13 protein-coding genes are annotated in these 19,925 nt (G+C 60.2%); 10 read left to right on the top strand and 3 right to left on the bottom strand.

Going from position 1 to position 19,925, the window contains the following annotated elements; all coding sequences use genetic code 11:
* Positions 1-382 precede the first annotated feature (382 nt).
* The 5 genes from PLL20_05230 to PLL20_05210 all read left to right on the top strand — a co-directional run bounded on the left by PLL20_05230 (position 383) and on the right by PLL20_05210 (position 6,059).
* Positions 383-1,522 carry a hypothetical protein gene (locus PLL20_05230; protein ID HPD29375.1) on the top strand — a complete coding sequence of 380 codons (1,140 nt, stop codon included), beginning with the start codon at positions 383-385 and terminating at the stop codon, positions 1,520-1,522.
* Positions 1,523-2,357: 835 nt separating this feature from the next.
* Positions 2,358-3,824 carry a trigger factor gene (gene tig / locus PLL20_05225; protein HPD29374.1) on the top strand — a complete coding sequence of 489 codons (1,467 nt, stop codon included), beginning with the start codon at positions 2,358-2,360 and terminating at the stop codon, positions 3,822-3,824.
* Positions 3,825-3,987: 163 nt separating this feature from the next.
* Positions 3,988-4,611, top strand: coding sequence for an ATP-dependent Clp protease proteolytic subunit (locus PLL20_05220; GenBank protein HPD29373.1), 624 nt, complete (start codon positions 3,988-3,990; stop codon positions 4,609-4,611).
* A 77-nt stretch (positions 4,612-4,688) separates the two neighbouring features.
* Complete coding sequence (locus PLL20_05215) at positions 4,689-5,315, top strand: ATP-dependent Clp protease proteolytic subunit (GenBank protein HPD29372.1); 627 nt, start codon at positions 4,689-4,691, stop codon at positions 5,313-5,315.
* Between the two features lie 129 nt (positions 5,316-5,444).
* Entirely contained in the window at positions 5,445-6,059 is a 615-nt protein-coding gene (locus tag PLL20_05210) for a hypothetical protein (GenBank protein ID HPD29371.1), read from the top strand.
* A gap of 101 nt (positions 6,060-6,160) precedes the next feature.
* On the opposite strand, the gene PLL20_05205 is transcribed toward PLL20_05210, so the two are convergent.
* Together PLL20_05205 and PLL20_05200 are read right to left on the bottom strand one after the other, a co-directional pair.
* Complete coding sequence (locus PLL20_05205) at positions 6,161-7,261, bottom strand: glucose-6-phosphate dehydrogenase assembly protein OpcA (protein ID HPD29370.1); 1,101 nt, start codon at positions 7,259-7,261, stop codon at positions 6,161-6,163.
* 48 nt (positions 7,262-7,309) lie between these two features.
* Positions 7,310-9,010, bottom strand: coding sequence for a glucose-6-phosphate dehydrogenase (locus PLL20_05200; GenBank protein ID HPD29369.1), 1,701 nt, complete (start codon positions 9,008-9,010; stop codon positions 7,310-7,312).
* 356 nt (positions 9,011-9,366) lie between these two features.
* Between PLL20_05200 and PLL20_05195 the strand changes: the two genes are divergently transcribed.
* The 5 genes from PLL20_05195 (at position 9,367) to PLL20_05175 (ending at position 18,281) form a co-directional block, all read left to right on the top strand.
* The gene (locus PLL20_05195; protein HPD29368.1) at positions 9,367-11,724 is read left to right on the top strand and encodes a hypothetical protein; all 2,358 of its coding nucleotides are present in this window, start codon (positions 9,367-9,369) and stop codon (positions 11,722-11,724) included.
* Positions 11,725-12,283: 559 nt separating this feature from the next.
* Positions 12,284-13,051 carry an imidazole glycerol phosphate synthase subunit HisF gene (hisF, locus tag PLL20_05190; GenBank protein HPD29367.1) on the top strand — a complete coding sequence of 256 codons (768 nt, stop codon included), beginning with the start codon at positions 12,284-12,286 and terminating at the stop codon, positions 13,049-13,051.
* A gap of 35 nt (positions 13,052-13,086) precedes the next feature.
* Positions 13,087-14,352 carry a PilT/PilU family type 4a pilus ATPase gene (locus tag PLL20_05185; GenBank protein HPD29366.1) on the top strand — a complete coding sequence of 422 codons (1,266 nt, stop codon included), beginning with the start codon at positions 13,087-13,089 and terminating at the stop codon, positions 14,350-14,352.
* A 128-nt stretch (positions 14,353-14,480) separates the two neighbouring features.
* Positions 14,481-16,316, top strand: a complete 1,836-nt coding sequence (locus tag PLL20_05180; protein ID HPD29365.1) for an ATPase, T2SS/T4P/T4SS family — start codon at positions 14,481-14,483, stop codon at positions 16,314-16,316.
* Positions 16,317-16,322: 6 nt separating this feature from the next.
* Positions 16,323-18,281 (top strand): CvpA family protein, encoded by a 1,959-nt coding sequence (locus PLL20_05175; protein HPD29364.1) that lies wholly within the window; start codon positions 16,323-16,325, stop codon positions 18,279-18,281.
* Between the two features lie 78 nt (positions 18,282-18,359).
* Here PLL20_05175 and PLL20_05170 read toward each other — a convergent pair whose 3' ends face one another.
* A complete protein-coding gene (locus PLL20_05170; protein HPD29363.1) occupies positions 18,360-19,589 on the bottom strand; it encodes a peptidylprolyl isomerase in 1,230 nt (409 codons plus the stop codon).
* Positions 19,590-19,925: the final 336 nt, after the last annotated feature.

The following is a 19,925-nucleotide window of genomic DNA, read 5'->3' as shown; positions in this document are numbered from 1 at the left end:
ACTTATGGAGGATGCCCCTCTCTTGTCAATTTCCACAGATAATGAGACTATCTCGAGGCAGGTGCGGCTCGACGCGGCACCAGAGATCCTGGCCTCAGGCATTTATTCATGCACATGAAATACAAATTGACACTATCCCGATCCGCTGGTAGTATAGGGGCGAGTGCGTGGCTATGCCCGTGTTTTCCTGTTTTCGCACCGGAACTCTTTGGAAGCCCGGATCGTTGATGCGGCCGGCGGAGGGAGAAAGTCAACCGCAAGAAACACTTGTGTTGCCCCGTCCCGCCATCAGCTCGGGTAGACTGCGGAGCAGTGTTGCAGCCACGGTATTACCCCGATGGCTGAGTCGTTCTTTTCCCTCTATTTGAACGGGAGGTGGAAAATGAAATCAGCGCTTTATTTCGCCCCAATCACCTTGGCAGTGCTACTCGCGGGTGCACCAGTTATGGCCTACGAGTTCATCGAACTGCCGACCCTCGGCGGCCACAGCTCATCGGCTCGCGGCATCAACAACCATAATGTAGTCGTCGGCGAGTCGTTTGCCGGCCTCGGGCCGCCGGATGCGACTCACGCTTTCCGCTACTCTGGCGGCGCGATGACCGATCTGGGAACACTACCCGGCCAGACTTGGCCACCCCCCTGGAGCGATGCCCAGGGAATCAATGACAACGGTGTGATTGTCGGCTCCTCAAACTACACACAACAAAACGAGTTCGTGTTCCACGCCTTCCGCTGGACCAACGGAGTTATGCAGGATCTCGGCGATTTAGGCGGCGGCGCCAGTGTGGCTCTGGCCATCAACAACATGGGAGCGATCGTCGGCCGTTCGCATACTTCCAACGCTGAGATTCACGGCTATGTCTACACGGATGGCCAAGGAATGATCGACCTTGGAACCCATCCGGGGGCAGACCGCAGCGTCGCCGAGGACATCAACGACGCGGGGCTGATCGTCGGCTCTGCCGCCCTCGAACCCACACCCACTTACGCGATCAACGCGTGCATCTGGCGAGATGGTCAAATCATCGACCTGGGTAATCTTGGCCGCGGGCGATTTGACCAGAGTGCCGCCCATGGGGTCAACAACGCAAACGTGGTTGTTGGCGAAACGACGATCACGGGAAGCTTGGCTTATCATGCATTCCGGTGGACGGAAACCGAGGGAATGGTCGACCTTGGGACGATGATGGACGGTGCGAGCAGCTTCGCAAATGACATAAACAATTGGGGCGACATTGTCGGCTACCATCGCCTCCCCAATCAAGTCGACCATGCCAGCCTTTACACCCGCGGCCGATGGATCGATCTTCACGCGGAGTACTTCCCATCCTGGCAAAATTCCGTCGCAACCGCCATTAACGATCGGGGCTGGATCGTCGGCTTGGGCACCAACGAGACGGGCCAGAGCCGTGGCTGGATGTTGCTGATCCCCGAGCCTGCTTCGTTGATGTTGCTGGCCCTTGGAATCCCGGTGAGTATGCGACAACGAAGGATGAGCTCGTTGATGATCGGTGATCGCTGAAGCCTGCGAATGGCCCGGATCGGCCTTCTCGTGATACGGCCGGTCGGCGATCTGACTTCTCGACCTCGCTTGACGAGGCCAAGAGCGCGCGTGAAGAGGGCAAGTGCGACCTGAAGCGTACGGCGGGTTTAGATGGCTGCGGCGGCCTCGACGCGGCATCATCCTTTGATCGCAGCGTTTTCCGCACATGCTCGAAGCTCGGCTTTTGCCTTTTTTCGAGCCTCGAAAGGCTCGGTTTAGTCGGGATTCCGTCGGTTTTTAGAGAGGGTTTTGAAACCCCCTACCAAAACCAGGGTGTTTCAAAACCCGAGACTATTCGAAAGCCCTTTGGAATCGGCCATAAGTGCCGATGCAAAAAGGGCAAAAGTCGAGCCAAGAGGGATGTCCGGAACGTTACGGCCTTGCCCAACGGGAACCCAGCCACTCAACTTGACAATCGGCGGGGCGGTCCCTATGGTTGCTTTGAATCGGCATGGCAACTAGGACGGCTGATCGGCCTAACTTGCCGCCGAACAGATGGTTACGGCGGTCGGAGATGAATCTGCTTTGTGAGTACCGGGGGTTCAAGTCCGTCTGCCAACCGCCACAATATGCAAGCAGGCGATTGCAGGGTACCGGTCCCCGCTGAGACCAGGCGTTGGCTGCGATCGCTGAAGGAAGCCAACCGGACTCGCCCCGGGCTTTGGCCAACGCCTGGTGGTGGATGAGGTTGGCCTTTTCGTATGATGCCCCATCCCTCCACACGGTTCAGCAGACGGCGCGGCACGCGTGGGGCCGCACCGAAGCAGAGTACTGTCGCTGTCCCATGGACAACCTCTTCAGGGAGCACGAGCGCATGGCAGACGAAGAACTCGATGATCAGCAGGCAGACGACGTTGGAGAACTGGACGAGCAAGCCGAAGAGCAGGAAGAGACCCTGCAAGACAAGCTCAAAGAGGTCGTGGACGTTCAGGTTGAGGATCTCGGTGGGCTTCGCAAGAAGCTGACCGTCACCGTGCCGCACGACACAATCGGCGAGCAGCTCGACGAGCAATACGGCCAGATGCGCAACGAGGCCGTCGTGCCGGGCTTCCGCAAGGGACGAGCCCCGCGACGGCTTCTGGAAAAGCGTTTCGGCAGGGACGTGAATGCCACGCTCATTCAACAGATGCTCGGCACAGGCTACATGGCCGCCGTGGACAAGGCCGACCTCAAGGTCATCGGCGACCCGCTGATCTGGGTCAAGCGAAAGGAGGGCGAGGGGGAAGAGCTGGTTGATGTCCAGACGGCCATGGAGAGAGTCAAGCTTCCCGATGACGGGCCGCTGACCTTTTCCTGTGAGGTCGAGGTTCGACCCGAGTTCGATCTCCCGGAGATCGAGGGCATTCCGCTGGAGAAGCCGGTGGTCACCGTCACCGACGAGGATGTTCAGAACCAACTGGAGCGGCTCCGCACGACCCGCGGCACCTACGAGGTTGTTCCTGAGGACGGAGCGGTCGAGGCCAACGACGTGCTCTACGTCGATTTTAGAATGACCTGCGAGGGAACCGTGCTTAAGGAAGAGCGGATGGTCCGGGTCGCCGCCCGTGGACAGGTCATCGACGGCGTGACGCTGGAAAAACTGGGGGAAGCCTTGGCGGGGGCCAAGACAGGGGAAACGCGCACGGCTTCCGGGCAGGTCCCCGACGACCATGTGAAGGCCGAGTTCCGTGGAAAACAGGTCGACTTCGAGTTCAAGATTCGCGAGATCCAGCGGCTCAGGTTACCCGAACTCAACGAGCAATTCTTCAAGAGCCTCGGCTTCGAAGGCGAGCAGGATCTCCGCGATTACATCCGCAAGGACCTCGAAAGCCGAATCGAAGAACAGGTTCGCCGGGTGATGGCGGGCCAGGTTTACAAGTACCTCGAAGACAAGACATCGTTTGAGCTCCCCCCTCGTTTGTCGGAGCGCCAAGCCGACCGCGTGCTCATCCGGCACATGGTCGAGCTCTACCGTCAGGGTGTTCCGCAGGCGGAGGTCGAGAAACGAATAGACGAGATCAAGACCAGTTCCCAAGAGTTGGCCGCTCGCGAGATGAGGCGGTTCTTCATCATGGAGAAGGTTGCCGAACAGCTTGAGGATATCGAAGTAAGCGAAGGCGAGATCAACAATCTGATCGCCACCATCGCCTACCGGCAAGGACGGCGGTTCGACCGTGTTCGAGATGAGTTGGCGAAAGGAGGCGGCCTGACCAATCTGTACCTGCAAATACGCGATGAGAAGCTCATCGAACGGTTGATTGAGAAGGCTCAAATAACGGAGAAAACCCGCGAGGCCAACTGACGGCGACCCGCGGTATCATCGGTAGACCCCAAGAGCAAGATGATGATCGAGTTGGCCGATGATGGTGTGGGTCAGTAGGTTACAACGGCTCGCCGCCATGGAATAATACGGCTGGAAACCGCATGACGCCGGGACGTCGGCTCCGTAATTTGGAAGGAATCTTATGAATCATCCTGAGGACATTCTCCGGATCATCGACCAACAGATGCCGCCCTACCAGCGGTATCGCGAGATGTCCATCGAGGACATGCTGTTGGAAAACCGCATCATCTTTCTCGCCGGTCCGATCCACGATCGGACGGCGAGTGTTGTGATCATGCGTTTGCTCTATTTGCAGTCGATCAAGCCGGACCAGCCGATCAATCTATATATCAACTCGCCCGGGGGCCTGGTGGACCAGACCTTGGCAATCTACGACACCATGCAATTCTTGAGCTGCGACATCGGCACCTACTGCATCGGACAGGCGGCCAGCGGTGCGGCCATTATCCTCGCGGCGGGCACCAAGGGCCAGCGGTACGCCCTGCCGAACGCCAAGATCATGCTGCACCAGCCTTACAGTGGTATCACCGGCCAGGCCGAGGACATCCGCATCCAGGCTGAGGAGATTCTGAAGGACAAGAAACTGCTGAACTCGATCCTGGCCAAACATACCGGCCAGGATCCCGAGAAGATCGCCAAGGAAATCGAGCGAGACCGGTTCATGGACGCCAAGGAGGCCTTGGCGTACGGATTGGTCGACGAGATCCTCGAACACGAGAAAGACAAGAAAAAAAAGAAGTCGTGAGGCCGTGACCGCGGGCGAGCATTGGCTCAGCCCGTTGGCGTGATGATCGAATCGAACGTCTGATATGGAAAGCCCCCATGAGCAATCTAGTTCCCATCGTGATCGAGAAGACAGGCCGCGGAGAACGGGCCTATGACATCTATTCGCGTCTTCTGCGAGATCGCATCGTCTTCCTCGGCGGAGGCATCGACGACGACACGGCCAACGTGATCATTGCGCAGATGCTCTTTCTATCGAACGAGGATAGCAGCCTTCCGATCAGCTTCTATATTAACTCGCCGGGTGGATCGGTCTCGGCCGGCTTGGCGATTTATGACACCATGCAGTTCCTCCGTTGTGAGGTGCACACATACTGCATCGGAATGGCCGCCAGCATGGGAGCAGTGCTGATGTGCGGCGGAGCCAAAGGCAAGCGGTACGTGCTGCCGAATTCCCGCCTTCTGCTGCATCAGCCGCTGATCGGCGGTGTTCTCGAGGGTCCTGCGACGGACTTGTCGATCGAGGCCCAGGAGATCATCCGGCTTCGCGAACGTCTCTATGAGATTATCGCCAAGCATACCAACAAGCCCCTCGAGACGATCGCCCAAGACTGCGACCGAAACAAGTGGCTGGACAGCAAGGAGGCGGTCGAGTACGGTCTGGTAGACATGATCCTCGATCGCGCACCCGAGGTGAAACCCTCGGTGCCGCCTTCGGACGAATAGTTGATCCGCCCGCCGATCGAGGTGTGAAGGACGCGGACAGTGGTATCCATCTGCCGTCAGATCGCCGCTTGTTCCCCCTGCACTGGCTTCGTCAGCCCAGCTACAGGCCGCATCGGCCTCTGGGGCGCCATGGCTCTGCTGCTCTCGACCGCCGCGTGCAATACCGTGCCAGGCGAGAAGTTCCAGGCCGTCCAGCGGGACCTCTTGACCTCGCAGGAGCGAATCCGGCAGCTTGAAAGCGAATTAGCCGCTCAGCAGCAGACCAATCGCGATCTGAGCAGACAAATCGCCAATCTCAGCCGCGTCGGGGATATCTCGGATAACGTGCTGATCATTCCCGAGCGAATCAGGCTGGCGAGCATGAGCGGCGGCTACGATGACGACGGCAAAGCCGGCGACGACGGAATCGTGGTTTACATCCAGCCGATCGATCGCGATCAGCACGTGGTGAAAGCGGCCGGCACCATCAAGGTCAGACTGCTTGACCCTCAGAATCCGCCCGACCGTACGGTGTTTGCCGAATACTACTTCGATGTCGAGCACACCCGCGCGCTATGGTACGGCCGACTGATGACCAACCATTTTTCCGTCAAGTGCCCATGGCCCTCCGGCTACTTGCCCGCCCACAACGAGATTGTCGCCCACGTGATCTTCACCGACTTGCTCAGCGGAAGAAGTCTGACGGCAACGGGCACTTTCCCCATCCAGTTTCCCCCCAAGGAAACACGCCCGGCCGGGGAATAGCATCTTGCGGCCAGAAAGCCGTGCGGCTTGCACGCTTGTTTTCGGGTCACCGCGCACTTTGGTTGCGGCCCGCAGAAAAGCGGTCCGCCGTAAGGAAGCGGTCACCACCACGCTCTCATTGCCTCGGCCATCCAAACAGCTAGGGGAACAGCGCGGTCGTAGGAGCGGTCGACGACCCGGCCGGTAAGTGCGACGGCCAAGGCGTCGGCCCGGCCTCGGCTGCGGATCTGAATCGATCGGGGCATCTGACAGGCATATTCATCACTGAGCGTAATGCGGAATTCATCGCTCGCCTCGTGGCAACGGGCGAATCTGAACCTGCTACCGTTGGCCACGACCTCAAACGAGTCAAGACCTTGTCCGGCTGCGGCGCTACCGTCAATGACGACCTCGATAGCCCGGCCTCGCGACTGGAATTCCAAGCGTCCCCGCCCCAACACCCGCTCTGCTCGCCAAGCCAGTTGTCCGCCAAGGAACGCCACAATCCAAAGAGCATCCAACCAATCGCAGATATCTTTACCACGGACCGCCACCGCGACACGATCAATCGCACTCAGGACCGCCGGATCCGTTTCATCGAAGAGCCCAGCAGCGAGCTCTCTCCAGCGATACGAGCGGAACCACCCCAATTCCCGCGTCACGCAGCGGCCGGGTTCAAGCAGGCCTGCGAAACCTGGCAAGCCCGCGTCGAAGATGAGCCGGTCGATCAATTGCCGGATCGCTGCGAGGAGGCGAGGACACGAAGCGGGGTCGACCGTCCACCACCCCAGCAGCGGGACGTCCGACGCCAGCAAAGGCAGCAAGAGTCGATCGAGGCCTGCCCCATCCTGTGAGCCAATTCGAAGGACAATCCGCTCGCAGCATACCTGAGGCCGACCCGGCTGGGGCAGATGGCAAACCGACGAAACGACCGCCTGCACCTGTCCGGGCGGGCGGCCCGCCATCGCCTCATCACCCACCAGCAACGCCACCGTCCGCGAGGGATACTCTCGGGCAATCTGGGCCAACACGATGCTCAGTTGTTCCCACTGTTTGGCCTCTCCCACGACGACAAGGTTACCCATGCAAACGCGGGTCACAGCCGGACCACCCGCTTCCGTTTCCGGCTGACCGGCGGCGGTGTCCCAAAGGACCGCGAGTGCCTCTTCAACCTCAGCGGGATCTCCAAGAACCGCTCCGTCGGGCGATAGCAGTCGGCTCATCCTGGTATCCGGCGTCATGTGTTCGCAGCTCCGTGGTAATCCGGTCTTTCACAATCGTCTCCAGCCGCTGCCCGGGCTGATGAACAGCTTGTCGGCCTGTGGCGGCCCCCAACTTCCCGGCTCATAGTTGGGAAATCGCGGCGCCGGTCCGTGTTCCCACGCCTGCAACATGGGTGTCAGCAGTTGCCACGCGTAGTCCACCTCGTCGGCTCGGATGAACAGAGTGGCGTCGCCAAGCATGGCGTCCAGCAGCAGCCGCTCGTACGCCTCGGGCGGGTCGGCTCCGAAAACGCTGCCGTATCGGAAGTCCATTTTGACCGGCTGGAGCCTCATTCTCATGCCGGGCATTTTGGCAGCCAGCGACAGGGACACGCCCTCGTCGGGCTGCACTCTGAGAACGAGTTGGTTTCGCTGATGGGGGATGGCCTCGGCGGCGTCGAACATGGCCATCGGCGGCTGTCGGAACTGGATGGCAATCTCGGTCAGTCGCTTGGCCAGACGTTTTCCGGTTCGCAAGTAGAAGGGCACTCCGGACCACCGCCACGTTTCCACGAACAGGCGGACGCCGACGAACGTTTCAGTGTTGGACTCCGGATTGACGCATTCCTCCTCGCGATAGGCCTTGATTCTGACGTCGCCCAACATCCCGCCGGCGTACTGGCCACGAACGCAGGCATTGCATTGCTTGTTGACACAGAAGCCGAAATCCGAGACGTCGTCGACATGGGACCCCGGATCCGGAAAAGCTTTCGCCGATCGTTGCAGCAATTCGGCGCAATGGGCACAGGCTCCCTGTCCGAGCGGAGCGATGGCCCGGAGCACCTTGACCTTCTCGTCGCGAATGGCCTGGGCGTTCATGCCCGCCGGCGGCTCCATTGCGGTAAGGGCAAGTAGTTGCATCATGTGGTTTTGCAGCATATCCCGCGCCGCACCCGCAGAGTCATAGTACTGCCCGCGTCGTCCTTCCATGCCGTCACGTTCGGCAACGGTGATCTGGACGTGATCCACGTACCGGCGGTTCCACAGCGGCTCGAAAATGGCATTGGCAAACCGCAGCGCGAGGATGTTCTGGACAGTCTCCTTACCGAGGTAGTGGTCAATGCGAAAGATCTGGGACTCGTCCAGCACCTCGGCGAGCCGGCGGTTGAGATCCCGGGCGCTGTCCAAGTCCCGTCCGAAGGGTTTCTCGACGATCACGCGGTCAGCGGCTACTCGCCCCTGGGCGGACCCCTCACCCAAGCTCGGCATGGGTCCCTTCGCTCGGCGGATCAGGCCCACTTGCGCCAAATGCTGTACGACCGGCGCAAAGAAGGCCGGATCGGTTGCCAAGTAGAACAGCCGCCCCCCTTTGGCCCCCCGCCCTTGGCCTTCCAGCTCAGCCAGTCGCCGGCCCAGGGCCCCGTAGTCACTTGATTCGTCGAACCGCACTTGCTGGTAGAACAACCCCTCGGCAAAGTCTTGCCACACGCCCGGCAGCACTGGTTTGCGTCGGGAATGCTCATTGACCGCCTTGAGCATTTCTTGGCGAAATTGCTCGTCCGAAAACGGTTTGCGAGCCGCCCCGATGGTCAAGAGCCGCGGCGGCAAGAATCCGTCGCAGGCTAGGTTGTATAGGGCAGGCAGAAGCTTGCGCCTTACCAGATCGCCAGTAGCCCCGAATAGAACGAGTGTGCAAGCCGCAGGAAACAACGCGGGGGGAAGATCGCGGCGCAACGGGTTGGAAACCTGGACCGGATTGTTCACTGGCACGCGCACAACCCTTGAAGAAGGACTGCGAAAAAGGCTCATGACGACCGACGCGTGGAACTCATCGCGCGGACTCATACTGCATTGAGGGTACGCAACTGATGCTCACGGCACAACCACGATAAGCCGAAAAAGCCCATAGAACGTCCGAAAAGCAGTTGGCATCAGTGATGTCATTGTGCTACAATTCAGGTAAGTCGCGGAGAGCTGCGGAGAGGAAGGAAACGGATGGGGTCTCAATGTAACTCTCGATCGATCCGGAGCGGTCTTGGGAAAGAGGCCTTCGGAGGGAAGCCCGAGACCATCCCGTCTTGCGCCCCGCAGGAGCTACAAAACCTCAGTGACCGGAGTACCAGGCAATGAAGCGAACTATATGGATACTGACGATCTGTGTTGCGGCAACGGCCGCGTCGACGGCCTTGGCTCAGGATTGTGTCTGGAGACCCTGGGCAGCCGGTTGGAGCGTCATTAATAAGGGCCCCGATCTCTATCCGAACAACAAGATATACGACCCGACCAACTGGGATTATTCGTTCAGCCAACTGACCCTTCTGAACACCCCGAAGACGACGCCCGACGGAAGCACCATGGCTCTCCATTGGTTCCTGGACGCCCAGCCGCCGGCTACAAAGAGCAACGGGTCGGGTAGTGGCGGTGTCTATCAGGAAATCACCGTCACGCCGGGTGTTCCTTTGAACTACTCGTTCTGGTGGAGGGGGTCCAGTGGGTCGAACACCGCATGGTTTGAGTTCATGCTGATCGACGGCCCCTTTACTATCTATGACGCCGATCAGCGGTCGGGCTCCACGAACCCCTACATCATGCGCAAACGCGAGAACGTGACCTTCGGCTGGGAACAATTGACCCATGCCAGCACCTCGTCTCCCGGCCCGGTGCAGTCGACGCTGACGCCCACCGGGACTACGGTCACCGTGGTCCTGAAGGCGGGCAGATCCCCGGAAGGCGCGATGGAGGTCTTCTTCGATGATGTGCGGGTCTGGCAGGGCGCGGGTTCCAACCTCGTCGTAAACGGCGACTTTGAGGACACCGCCGGCCAGTCCGTCTGCGATGACCAGTTGATGCTCCAGGACGCGAGCCAAGACAACTACTGGTTCGGCCTGAGCCAGTGCCCGGGCGCGCAACACACGAGCACCGCCCCGGTAAGCCCGACAAGTCATCCCAACGACAGCGACGCAACAATAACCATCACGGGCACCGATTTGCACCTCGTCACGCAGGTACGGCTGGTACCTGTCGGCGGCGGCAATGACCTCGTCGGCACCAACTTGGTCGTCGGTCCGGGAAACACCACTTTGACCGCAAGCTTCCCCACAAACGGGGCCACTGACGGCCTCTACAACGTGGTCACCGTGCAGTCGCCGGCACCTCCGTGCCTGGTCCAGACTCTGCCGGCTGCTTTCGAGGTCACTTGTCCCACAGCCATCGTCGTGACCGGCGTTTCGCCGGATACGGTTGTCGATCCCGGCTCCGGTGTGACACTCACAATCACTGGTACGAATCTCGACCGGGTGACGGGTGCTTCACTGGTCTATCGAGTGACCTCCTCCCCTGTCCGAAATACAAGCGCGATAATCACGCAGGGCGACGACTTGCTCGCCAGCTTCGATCTGATCTGTGCGCCGGCTGGGTCTTATGACCTCGTCTTGCACCGCACCGACGCGTGTCGAGAGGCAACGGTGAGTCAGGCCCTGCGGATCAGCAAGAGCCTGCCGGCGAGTGGCTGCCTGTGGAGGCCTTGGGCTGCAAGTTGGTCACGGCTCAATCTCGGCCCCGACCTCGATCCCGGAGATGCGCAGGCGTTCGACGCCACCAACTGGGACTACACCTTCGGCCAACATCCCAATCTCGGCACTGCGCTGGATACACCGGATGAGAGCGGCCTGGCGCTGCACTTTTTCCTGGACGGACAAACCGGTTACGGCGAAAGCGGGCACGGTAGCGGGGGCGTGTTCCAGCAGATCACGGTGCAGCCGGGAGTGCCGTTGGAGTATTCGTACTACTGGAAAGGCGCATCGGCCGGCGAGAGCAGTTGGTTCGAGCTCATACTTCTCGACGGGCCGTTCAGCATGCAGTATGCGGACCAGTTTCAGGAAAGCACCTCGGCCAACAATCCATACATGATCCGCAAGCGCGTGCTGGGCGCCGGCTCGTTCGCGTGGGAGCAGATCACGCACCTGACTCCTGCCGACACCGGACCAGCGGGTCCGCGTCCGCAAACCATCACGCCCACCGGTACGGTCGTGACCGTTGTTCTCAAAGCCGGGCGCAACCCGGGTGGAAGCATGGAGTCGCTGTGGGACAATGTGGTCGTCACGCAAAATGGCGGACCGAACCTGATCAGCAACGGCGACTTCGAGAACGGCGGACAAGCAGGAATCTGCGACCGGGAAACCGTCTTCCAGGATGAGTGCGAATTCGACTCTTGGCGGCGGTCATCGTTCGTTCCCCTGGAGTGCCTGAACTGGGATCCGTTTGCCGACGCCGATCAGGACGGGGACGTCGACCAAGCTGACTTCGCAGCCCTGCAGGCTTGCTACACCGGGCCGGGCAGCTTCACCCTCCCGGCTGAGTGCGCCTGCTTCGATCGCCCCGAACCGCTCGAACCCGACGGTGACATTGACCAGGCCGACCTGTACAAGTTCGAAGATTGTGCCAGCGGCCCTGGAATTCCGGCCAATCCTGCCTGCGACGATTGAAAGCGGAATGGGGCTACCGTTTCAGCGGGGCTCCAAATGGAATGCCAACAACGGGATCCAAGCGTTCGGGCCCTGTCCCCAGTGTGTATCCCCGGCCGCAAGCGGGTGTGTCGATCCGCGAATCGAACCATGATTCCGCAAGCACGCCGGACGCACCATCATAACCCTTTTTCAAAAAAGAGCTTATGACTGCATTCCGACCGTGAGCCCGCCAGAGCCAATGGGCCACCTCAACGGTGGACCGGTGTTCACCCTGGTCAGCAACCCCGTTGAGGACCAGGCTGTGCCAGCCTCAGAGACCGTCCACGCCTGGGCTTGGTGGTACGCATGTCGGCTAATCGGGAAGGGCAGGACCCCACTGCGAGGATAGTCCCGGGCAGGAGCGCAACATATTCCGAGACTGGCACAACTTCACTGGACGCAAGACATTGAAAGGGAACTTCGGCCTCGGATAGAATGTTCCCTGACGGCCCGAATGACCCCCCGAAGCAGGAGTTTGGCCGTCCCCGCAGGTGGCCTCACTGAACTGCCCGGATTCTTACCTGGGAACGATTGCCGGATGCTGGCCAAACGGATTATCCCGTGTCTAGACGTGCACGCCGGACGGGTTGTCAAAGGCGTGAATTTCATCAATCTGCGCGACGCCGGCGACCCGGTCGAAATTGCCCGGGGCTACGAGGAAGCTGGAGCAGACGAACTAGTCTTTCTGGACATCACCGCCAGCCACGAGGGTCGCGACATCATGTTGGAGGTGGTCCGGCGCGTGGCGGAGGAGTGTTTCATGCCCTTCACCGTGGGAGGCGGGATCCGGACCATCGAAGACGTAACCAGACTGGTCCAGGCCGGGGCGGAAAAGGTCTCAATCAATACGGCGGCGGTATTGAACCCCAACATCATAACCGAGACGGCTCGGCGTTTTGGCAGATGCTGCACGGTGGTCAACATCGACCCCAAGCGGGTATGGAAAGCTGGCCGGGAATTCTGGGACGTCCACATCCACGGCGGCCGTACCCCCACTGGTCTGGAGGCCGTGGCTTGGGCCAAGCGGGTTGAGGAACTGGGGGCTGGCGAAATCGTCCTGACCTGCATGGACGCCGACGGGACCCAGGAGGGGTACGACCTTGAGATCACGCGGGCGGTGGCTGAGGCGGTCAGCATACCGGTCGTGGCCTCCGGCGGGGCCGGCGAGCCCAAGCATCTGGCTGACGCGGTGTCGATCGGGAAAGCAGATGCCGTCCTGGCGGCGAGCATCTTCCACTTTGGAACATACACGATAAGAGAAACCAAGCAGTACATGGCCGACCGGGGCATCCCCGTGCGGCTCTAGAGCGGCAGGAAACCAAACCCACGGAGTGCGCGTACATGGCTGAGGAGGACATTTACCGAAGGATCAACGAACGGACGCATGTCGGCGATGAGCCGGTCGAGGCGGCCCCCGCACTGGAAGAGATCGAACCGTCCGAGCCCCCGGCGCCGGCACCAGTAAAATCCGCAGCGCCCGAGAAGAACAGGACCGTAGCAGCCTCCGCCAAGCGCGAACCGAAGATCCACAAGTATCTCAAGTACGTGGTGGACATCCAGGCCTCGGACATCCACTTCAAGAGCAATGCCCGCGTTCATATCCGGATCAAGGGTGACCTGAAACCGATTAAGGGTGAGCCGCTAAGCCCGCAGGAAGTCGAGAACCTCTGGTTCGAGATCATGAACGAGCACCAGCGAAAGCAACTGGCTGAGAAAGGAGCTTCGGACTTTGCCTATCAGTTGGGCGATTCCGACCGATTTCGCGTGAATATCTTTCGACAAAGAGGCCAGTTGAGCGTCGCGGCCCGCCGGGTCAACAAGAACATTTTGAATTTCGACCAGCTTCACCTGCCCAAGTCGATCTACAAAGTGACCGAGTTCCATCAAGGGCTCGTGCTCCTGGCGGGCATTACCGGCTCGGGCAAGTCGACAACCATCGCAGCCGCGTTGGACTACATCAACGCCCACCGGGCCTGTCACATCGTCACCATCGAAGACCCGATCGAGTACCTCTTTACGGACAAGAAAGCGCTGATCAACCAGCGGGAGGTCTATGTCGACGTCTACAGCTTCGCCGACGCCTTGAAATACCTCATGCGCGAGGATCCGGACGTGGTGCTCATCGGCGAAATGCGCGACGAGGAAACCTTCACCGCCGCGCTAAACGCGGCCGAGACCGGGCACCTGGTCTTCGGCACCGTGCACGCGTCCAGCAGTTCCCAGACCATTAACCGCATCCTGGACCTGATTCCGGAAGGTTCCCGCGACCTGGTCCGCCAGACCCTGGTGTTCAATCTCCAAGCGATCATCTGTCAGAAACTGTTACCCAGTATCAAACCGGGCCTTGCCCGTGTTCCGGCAGTGGAAATCATGTTTGCCACGCCGACCGTCAGGAAGCTGATTGACGAGAAGCGGGACGACGAGCTTGGGAAGGTCATCAGGGCCAGTCAGAGTGAGGGAATGCTGGACATGAACGAATGCCTGAAGAGGCTGGTGGAACAGGAGTACATCGAGACGGCGGTGGCCTATGCCGCCTCGCCCAATCCGCAGGAGCTTAAGATGCGTCTCAAGGGCATCAGCGCGGGTGCGGGGTCGATCCTGGGATAATCCGCCCCGAATGGCGTGACGAGCGGGAACCGGCAAGTTAGAATAGCCGCGATGACAGCGGCCCCGCCGTCGGCCGGGATGGCGGGCAATCTCAGCACCGAAATGTCGTTTATATGTTCGGAGCCGCCATGAGCGTCAGCAAACGTCGATTCACCGCTGTTTCCCTCAGTGCGGGCCTGGTGCTTACGGTCCCCTCCTCCTCGCTCGCCGCAAGTGCACTGGCCGCACTGTCTGAACCGGGCGGCTATATGAGCCCGTGGCGGATTGCCTTGGTTCTGGTGTGCCTTCTGCCATGGATGGCCTTCTGCCAATGGGTTGACAAGGATACCCAGTACGTGCGTCGGATGAGGCGCGACACCTGGAATGGCGTCATCCTGGGCGGCGGTACCGTCGGGCTGGTCGTGTGGATCCTGATGCCGTGGAACAGCGTCGGGCTCTTCGCCGCCGGCTTCGGGTTATGGTTCCTCGCCACCGTAGGGACGTGCGCAACCTATGTTGTGCTTCGAAACGGTCTGGTTGACGCCAATGCCCGAGTTTTTACCGTCCGGCACATCAAGAGCTGGCTGGGCGGACTGGGCAAGAAGACGGAAGGCAAGGCCACGGCGTTCGAGCGGGTCCGCATGACCCGTCACAATGGCGAAAAGGTGCCCGTCCCCACCGACCCGACGCAGACCGACGCTTTCGAGGCGACGCAAAACCTGCTCTTCGACGCCCTCTGGCGGCGGGCCACCGAGGTGGAGATGTTGATCAGCCCCAGCGACGTCAGACTGGCATATCGCATCGACGGCGTCGCCACCCCTCGCACCGATCTATTGACACGCGACGCCGCCCTACAGGCCCTGAACCTGATCAAGGTCGTCGCTGGTCTGGACGTCGAGGAACGGCGCCGACCCCAACAGGGTGAGATGAGTGCGGTCATCACCGGCACGAATGCCCAGCCGACCGAGATCGAAGTGCGTACCAGCGGCACCACCCAGTATGAGAAACTCTCGCTTCGCATCGTGGGAGAGGAAAACCGGTTGCGGATCGGTGACCTGGGCATGGATGAGAAGCAATTGGCAGCCATGGAGGAGATCATTCGAAAACCCTCCGGGCTGGTCATCGTGAGCGGCCCGCACGGCAGCGGCGTGACATCAACGCTCTACGCGGCCCTGCGCAACCACGACGCCTTCATGCAAAACCTGCTCACGCTGGAGCGGGAACCGCTGATGGACCTTGAGAACATCACCCAACACATTTACGACTCGACCAAGCACGAGGCAAGCTATGCCCGCCAGCTACAGACCGTTCTCCGACGAGAGCCTGATGTGGTGATGGTCAGCGATTGCCCGGACCGCGAGACGGCCCACCTGGCGGCCAAGGCCGCCTGTGACGGCAAGAAGATCTACATGGGCATCCAAGCCCGCGACACGTTCGACGCGCTGAAGAAACTGATGAGCCTGGCGGGCGATCTGGATACGGTTGCCAAGGCTCTGGTGGCGCTGACTTCACAGCGATTGGTTCGCAAGCTCTGCATCGCCTGCCGGCAACCGTATAAGCCGGACCCGAACCTGCTGAAGAAGGCCAACCTGCCGGCCGACAAGATCGACCACTTCTATCGCCCGCCACCCGGTGGACTCGTCGACGCCAAAGGCAACCCGATCCTGTGCACGAACTGCCAAGGCAGCGGGTACTTCGGTCGAACGGGCGTGTTCGAGCTGCTGGAGATTGACGACGGCCTGCGCGATCTGATCACCAAAGGTCAGCCGGTATCGGCCATTCGGGCGATGGCCCGCAAGAACGGCATGCTCTACCTGCAGGAGGTCGGTCTGCAGAAGGTCATGAACGGGGTAACCAGCATGACCGAGTTGCTTCGCGTCATGCGCGAGGAGGAGGCAGGCGGAAACAGTCAGCCGCCACCCGCAGCTTCCGTGTCGAAACCGAAGAACCCCAAGAGCGACGGTGCCGGAAAGGAAAGGGGGTGACTCGCAATGTGGTTCTCGCTGTTTGCGACCGTCCTGATCCTCGCCGTGACCTTCTACCAGGGGCTGCAGGGGATGTTTTCCGCCTTGATCAACTGCGTACTGACGATCCTGGCGGCGGCGCTGGCCTTCGCCTACTACGAAGACCTTTATCAGTCGCAGTTGATTACCTACCAGCCCGACCACGGCAGGGCGATCGCACTGATGGCCATCTTCATCGTCTCGCTTCTCGTGATGCGCACCGTCGTTGATCTCTTGATCAAGGGCAACCAGACGTTCCCCATCTACCTGGATCGCGCGGGCGGCGGCATCTTCGGCTTCATCACCGCCATGATCATCGTCGGCATGCTCGCCATCGGTTTTCAGATGCTGCCGTTTGACCCGACGCTGCTCGGGTTCAGCCGATACAGTCTGGTGGACGCATCATCCAACAAGGAGGTCGTCACCGAGACGAAATCGTCGGCCACAAGCAAGGGCGATCAGAATACGAACGTGGTCTATCGCAACGAGATCGACTGGTCCAACGTCAAGGCAATCCGCCACAACTTGTGGCTTAACCCCGACGGGCTCACCGTGGCTCTGATGTCGCATCTTTCGCGATTCGCTCTTCGCGGCCGTAATAGCTTCGCCGAAATCAATCCCGACTTCCTCGACTATATTCACCATATACGAGACGGCCTGGGCCGCGAACCGCTGGCCGCCGTGCCGCCCAACGCGGCGATCATCAAACAATATGAATACCTGCGAAAAGACGAGCCGATCTACAAGCGAGCCAAAGTCAGGGACGAGAACAGCGTCGTGACCCTCAAATATGAGCCCGTCAATCGCAAACCGCAGGAGGGTCAGCGATGGCTCTGTGTGACGGTGACAATCAATGAAAAGACGGACGTATGCCAGGACCGCGCAAACCTCAATTTCACCTCGTCCCAGGTGCGTCTGCTGGCCCGCGACCGGAACAATGGTCCGGTGAAAGTCTATTCGCTGGCAGCCATCAACGAGTCAGACCCGGCCAACGCCCACCGGTTGATTCAGGTATTCCCTTGCCAGGACCTTCAATACAACCGCGCGGGGGGCAGCCCCGAGATGCGGCTTCTCTTTGAGGTTCCCGACAATCCTGATTTCCGGCCGCTTGCCATCCAATACAAGATGAACGCCTGGGCAGAGATCTTGCCGTCGCACGACCAGACCAAAACGCGGGCAGGCACAGTCTCAGACACAAGCCTCACGGAGAGACCCTCCGACCGGGACAGACCTCGCGAATCGCGTGATGATGTCTCAACGTCCCGCCAGCCCCGACCCACGCGGGACGACACGGACGCCTCCTCGGCCGCCACCGAAAGACGTCCCTCGCCCCCCCGACCGGATCCGAACCCCCGAGACCGGGTTCACGGCGTCAACCTGGCCTCCCAGGAGCCCTTTTTCTCTGAACGGCTGCCCTTTGCTGCGCCTTTGACGGACTACACCGAAGGCATGGAGTTTGAGCGGTCAGACGGCAAGCTGCGAAGCGCCCGCGGCTTCACCGTCAAGCTCAACGCCGACTGGGAACCTGTGGCGGGCTCAAAACCACCTTTGGAGAGCTTTGATGTGCCCGCGGATATGCGCTTGTTGCACGTAAACGTAGAGCGGTTGCAGCCAGGGAGCACCCTGGGCAAAGCGCGGGGGACCGCGACCGAGCTAACCAGAGACATCTACGTGACAGACGGCAACGGCAAACAGTACATGCCTGTCGGCAAATACGCCATCGCGACGATTCGCGGAGAGACCATCTTCGAGTTGACCTATCTCGATGAGACCGCCCGCGGTTTCGCGCGGATGCCCGGTCTGGAGCACATCCGGTTCGAGGATCTCAAGGGCAAATACGCTTATGTGTTCTTGTTCCATCTGCCGCCCGGCGCAAAGCCGATGAAGTTCCACACGGGCAGGACTGCCATCGCGCTTGATCAGTACAACCTGGTCGCGCCAGAGTAGAACCACCCCGCAAAGAAGAACGTTCGGATAACGGCGACCTCGCGATCCGGGCGTGGCATGGGCATTTCGCGATCAGGCCTATTCAGCCGCCGCTGTCTGAGGCCGAGGCAGGGATACCGAGGCGCGATCGCCAGGGCGAGTGGTCGATGACGCTCTCGGTCGCATGGCGGCCCTTGTCGACTGAGTTGTCGGCCGGGTGGTCACAGGCCGTACAGGGGGCGGGCTGGCCGGCTCCTTGCCCGGCGGATAAACGATCTTGGCCTTGTTCTTGAGCTCTTCCTTGTAACGGTCCACGACCGTGCGCAACTTCTGCTGCTCCAGTTGCGTTCGGATCTGGTCTTTGACTGTATCAAACGGCTTAGTCTCCCCCGCCTCCACGCGCCCGGTGACCTTGATGATGTGGTATCCGAACTCCGTCTCCACGATATCGCTGATTTCGCCGACCTTCATGGCAAACGCGGCTTCGGAAAACGCCGGCACCATCCTCGTTCGGGGAAAGTAATCCAGGTCGCCGCCGCTGCGCTTGCCGGTAGGACAACTCGAATGCTCCCTGGCCAAGGCGGCGAAATCAGCACCGGGCTTCTTTGCCTCGGTCAGTATCTGTTCGGCCTTCTTGCGCTGTTCCTGCTTGGCCTCCTCGGACATAGGCTGACGAGTCTTAGCATCCCTGGTCGCAAAGAGAATATGGCTGGCTCGAACCTCTTCTTCTTTGGGCGTGTAGCGGTTCGCTTTGTTTTGCTCGTAGTAGGCTTTGACGTCTTCGTCGGTGACCCTGAGTTCATCGGCGAACTTCTTTTGCATGATCTTTTCCTGGAGGATCGGCGCCCGGAAACCCGGGGACTTGGGCATTTCCTCCTCCAGTTCGGCAAGATCCATGTCAAACCGTGTCCTGATCTCCTGGGCGGCCTGCTCTTGCGACCAGCCGTTGGCTTGAACCCATTTGTCGAAGGTCTTTCGGAACTCCTCTTTCCATTCCTGGTCAGTCAAAACGATACCTTCCCGCCCGGCCGCCTGAACGATGAGTTCGTTGCCGATGATGTAATCGAACAAGAACTTCATCTGCTGCGGCTTGATCTGCTGTCGTTTCTGAGCGAGCTCCTCAGGGGTGATCTTTCGTCCCTGGGCGATGACCCGGTCGATCTCGCTTTCCATGATGGGCCGGTCGTTCACCACCACCGCCACCTCATCCGCAGGCGCAGTGGCAGCCTTCGATGCCGGCTGGGAACCTGGTGGAGCGATCTGGCCGAATGTAACCATCGCCACTACGCAGACAATCGCTGCAATCGCTAGTACGCTGCTGCATCTCATGAGATACCTTTCAAAATAGCTTTATGCGGCCAAGATCCCAATCGCCATGGGACCCAAGCCGGACCAAGTCTGTTAGCCTAACTAAACCGGGCTGCAAGGTCAAAGAATCGTCACGGGGAGAGACCTTCAGAACAGGTGAACAGCCCAAAACCAGGATGAGCGCAAAAAGTGCCGGCTCTGCCCTGTGATTGAACAGAGCCGGCATTGCTGTTCCCCGCATTCATCCGCGTTGAGAGGCGTATCCACCTCCGCGTCCGAAGGCGGCTCCCTAGCCCCCAGGGAGAAAACGCTTCTCCCGATTCCTCCACGGGAGAGGGGCGTGTCCTAGCTCTTTCG

It is taken from the genome of Phycisphaerae bacterium, from assembly GCA_035384605.1.
Lineage (GTDB): Bacteria > Planctomycetota > Phycisphaerae > UBA1845 > PWPN01 > JAUCQB01.
The sequence above is the reverse complement of the archived record's forward strand: the minus strand, read 5'-3'. Positions and strand labels throughout refer to the sequence as shown.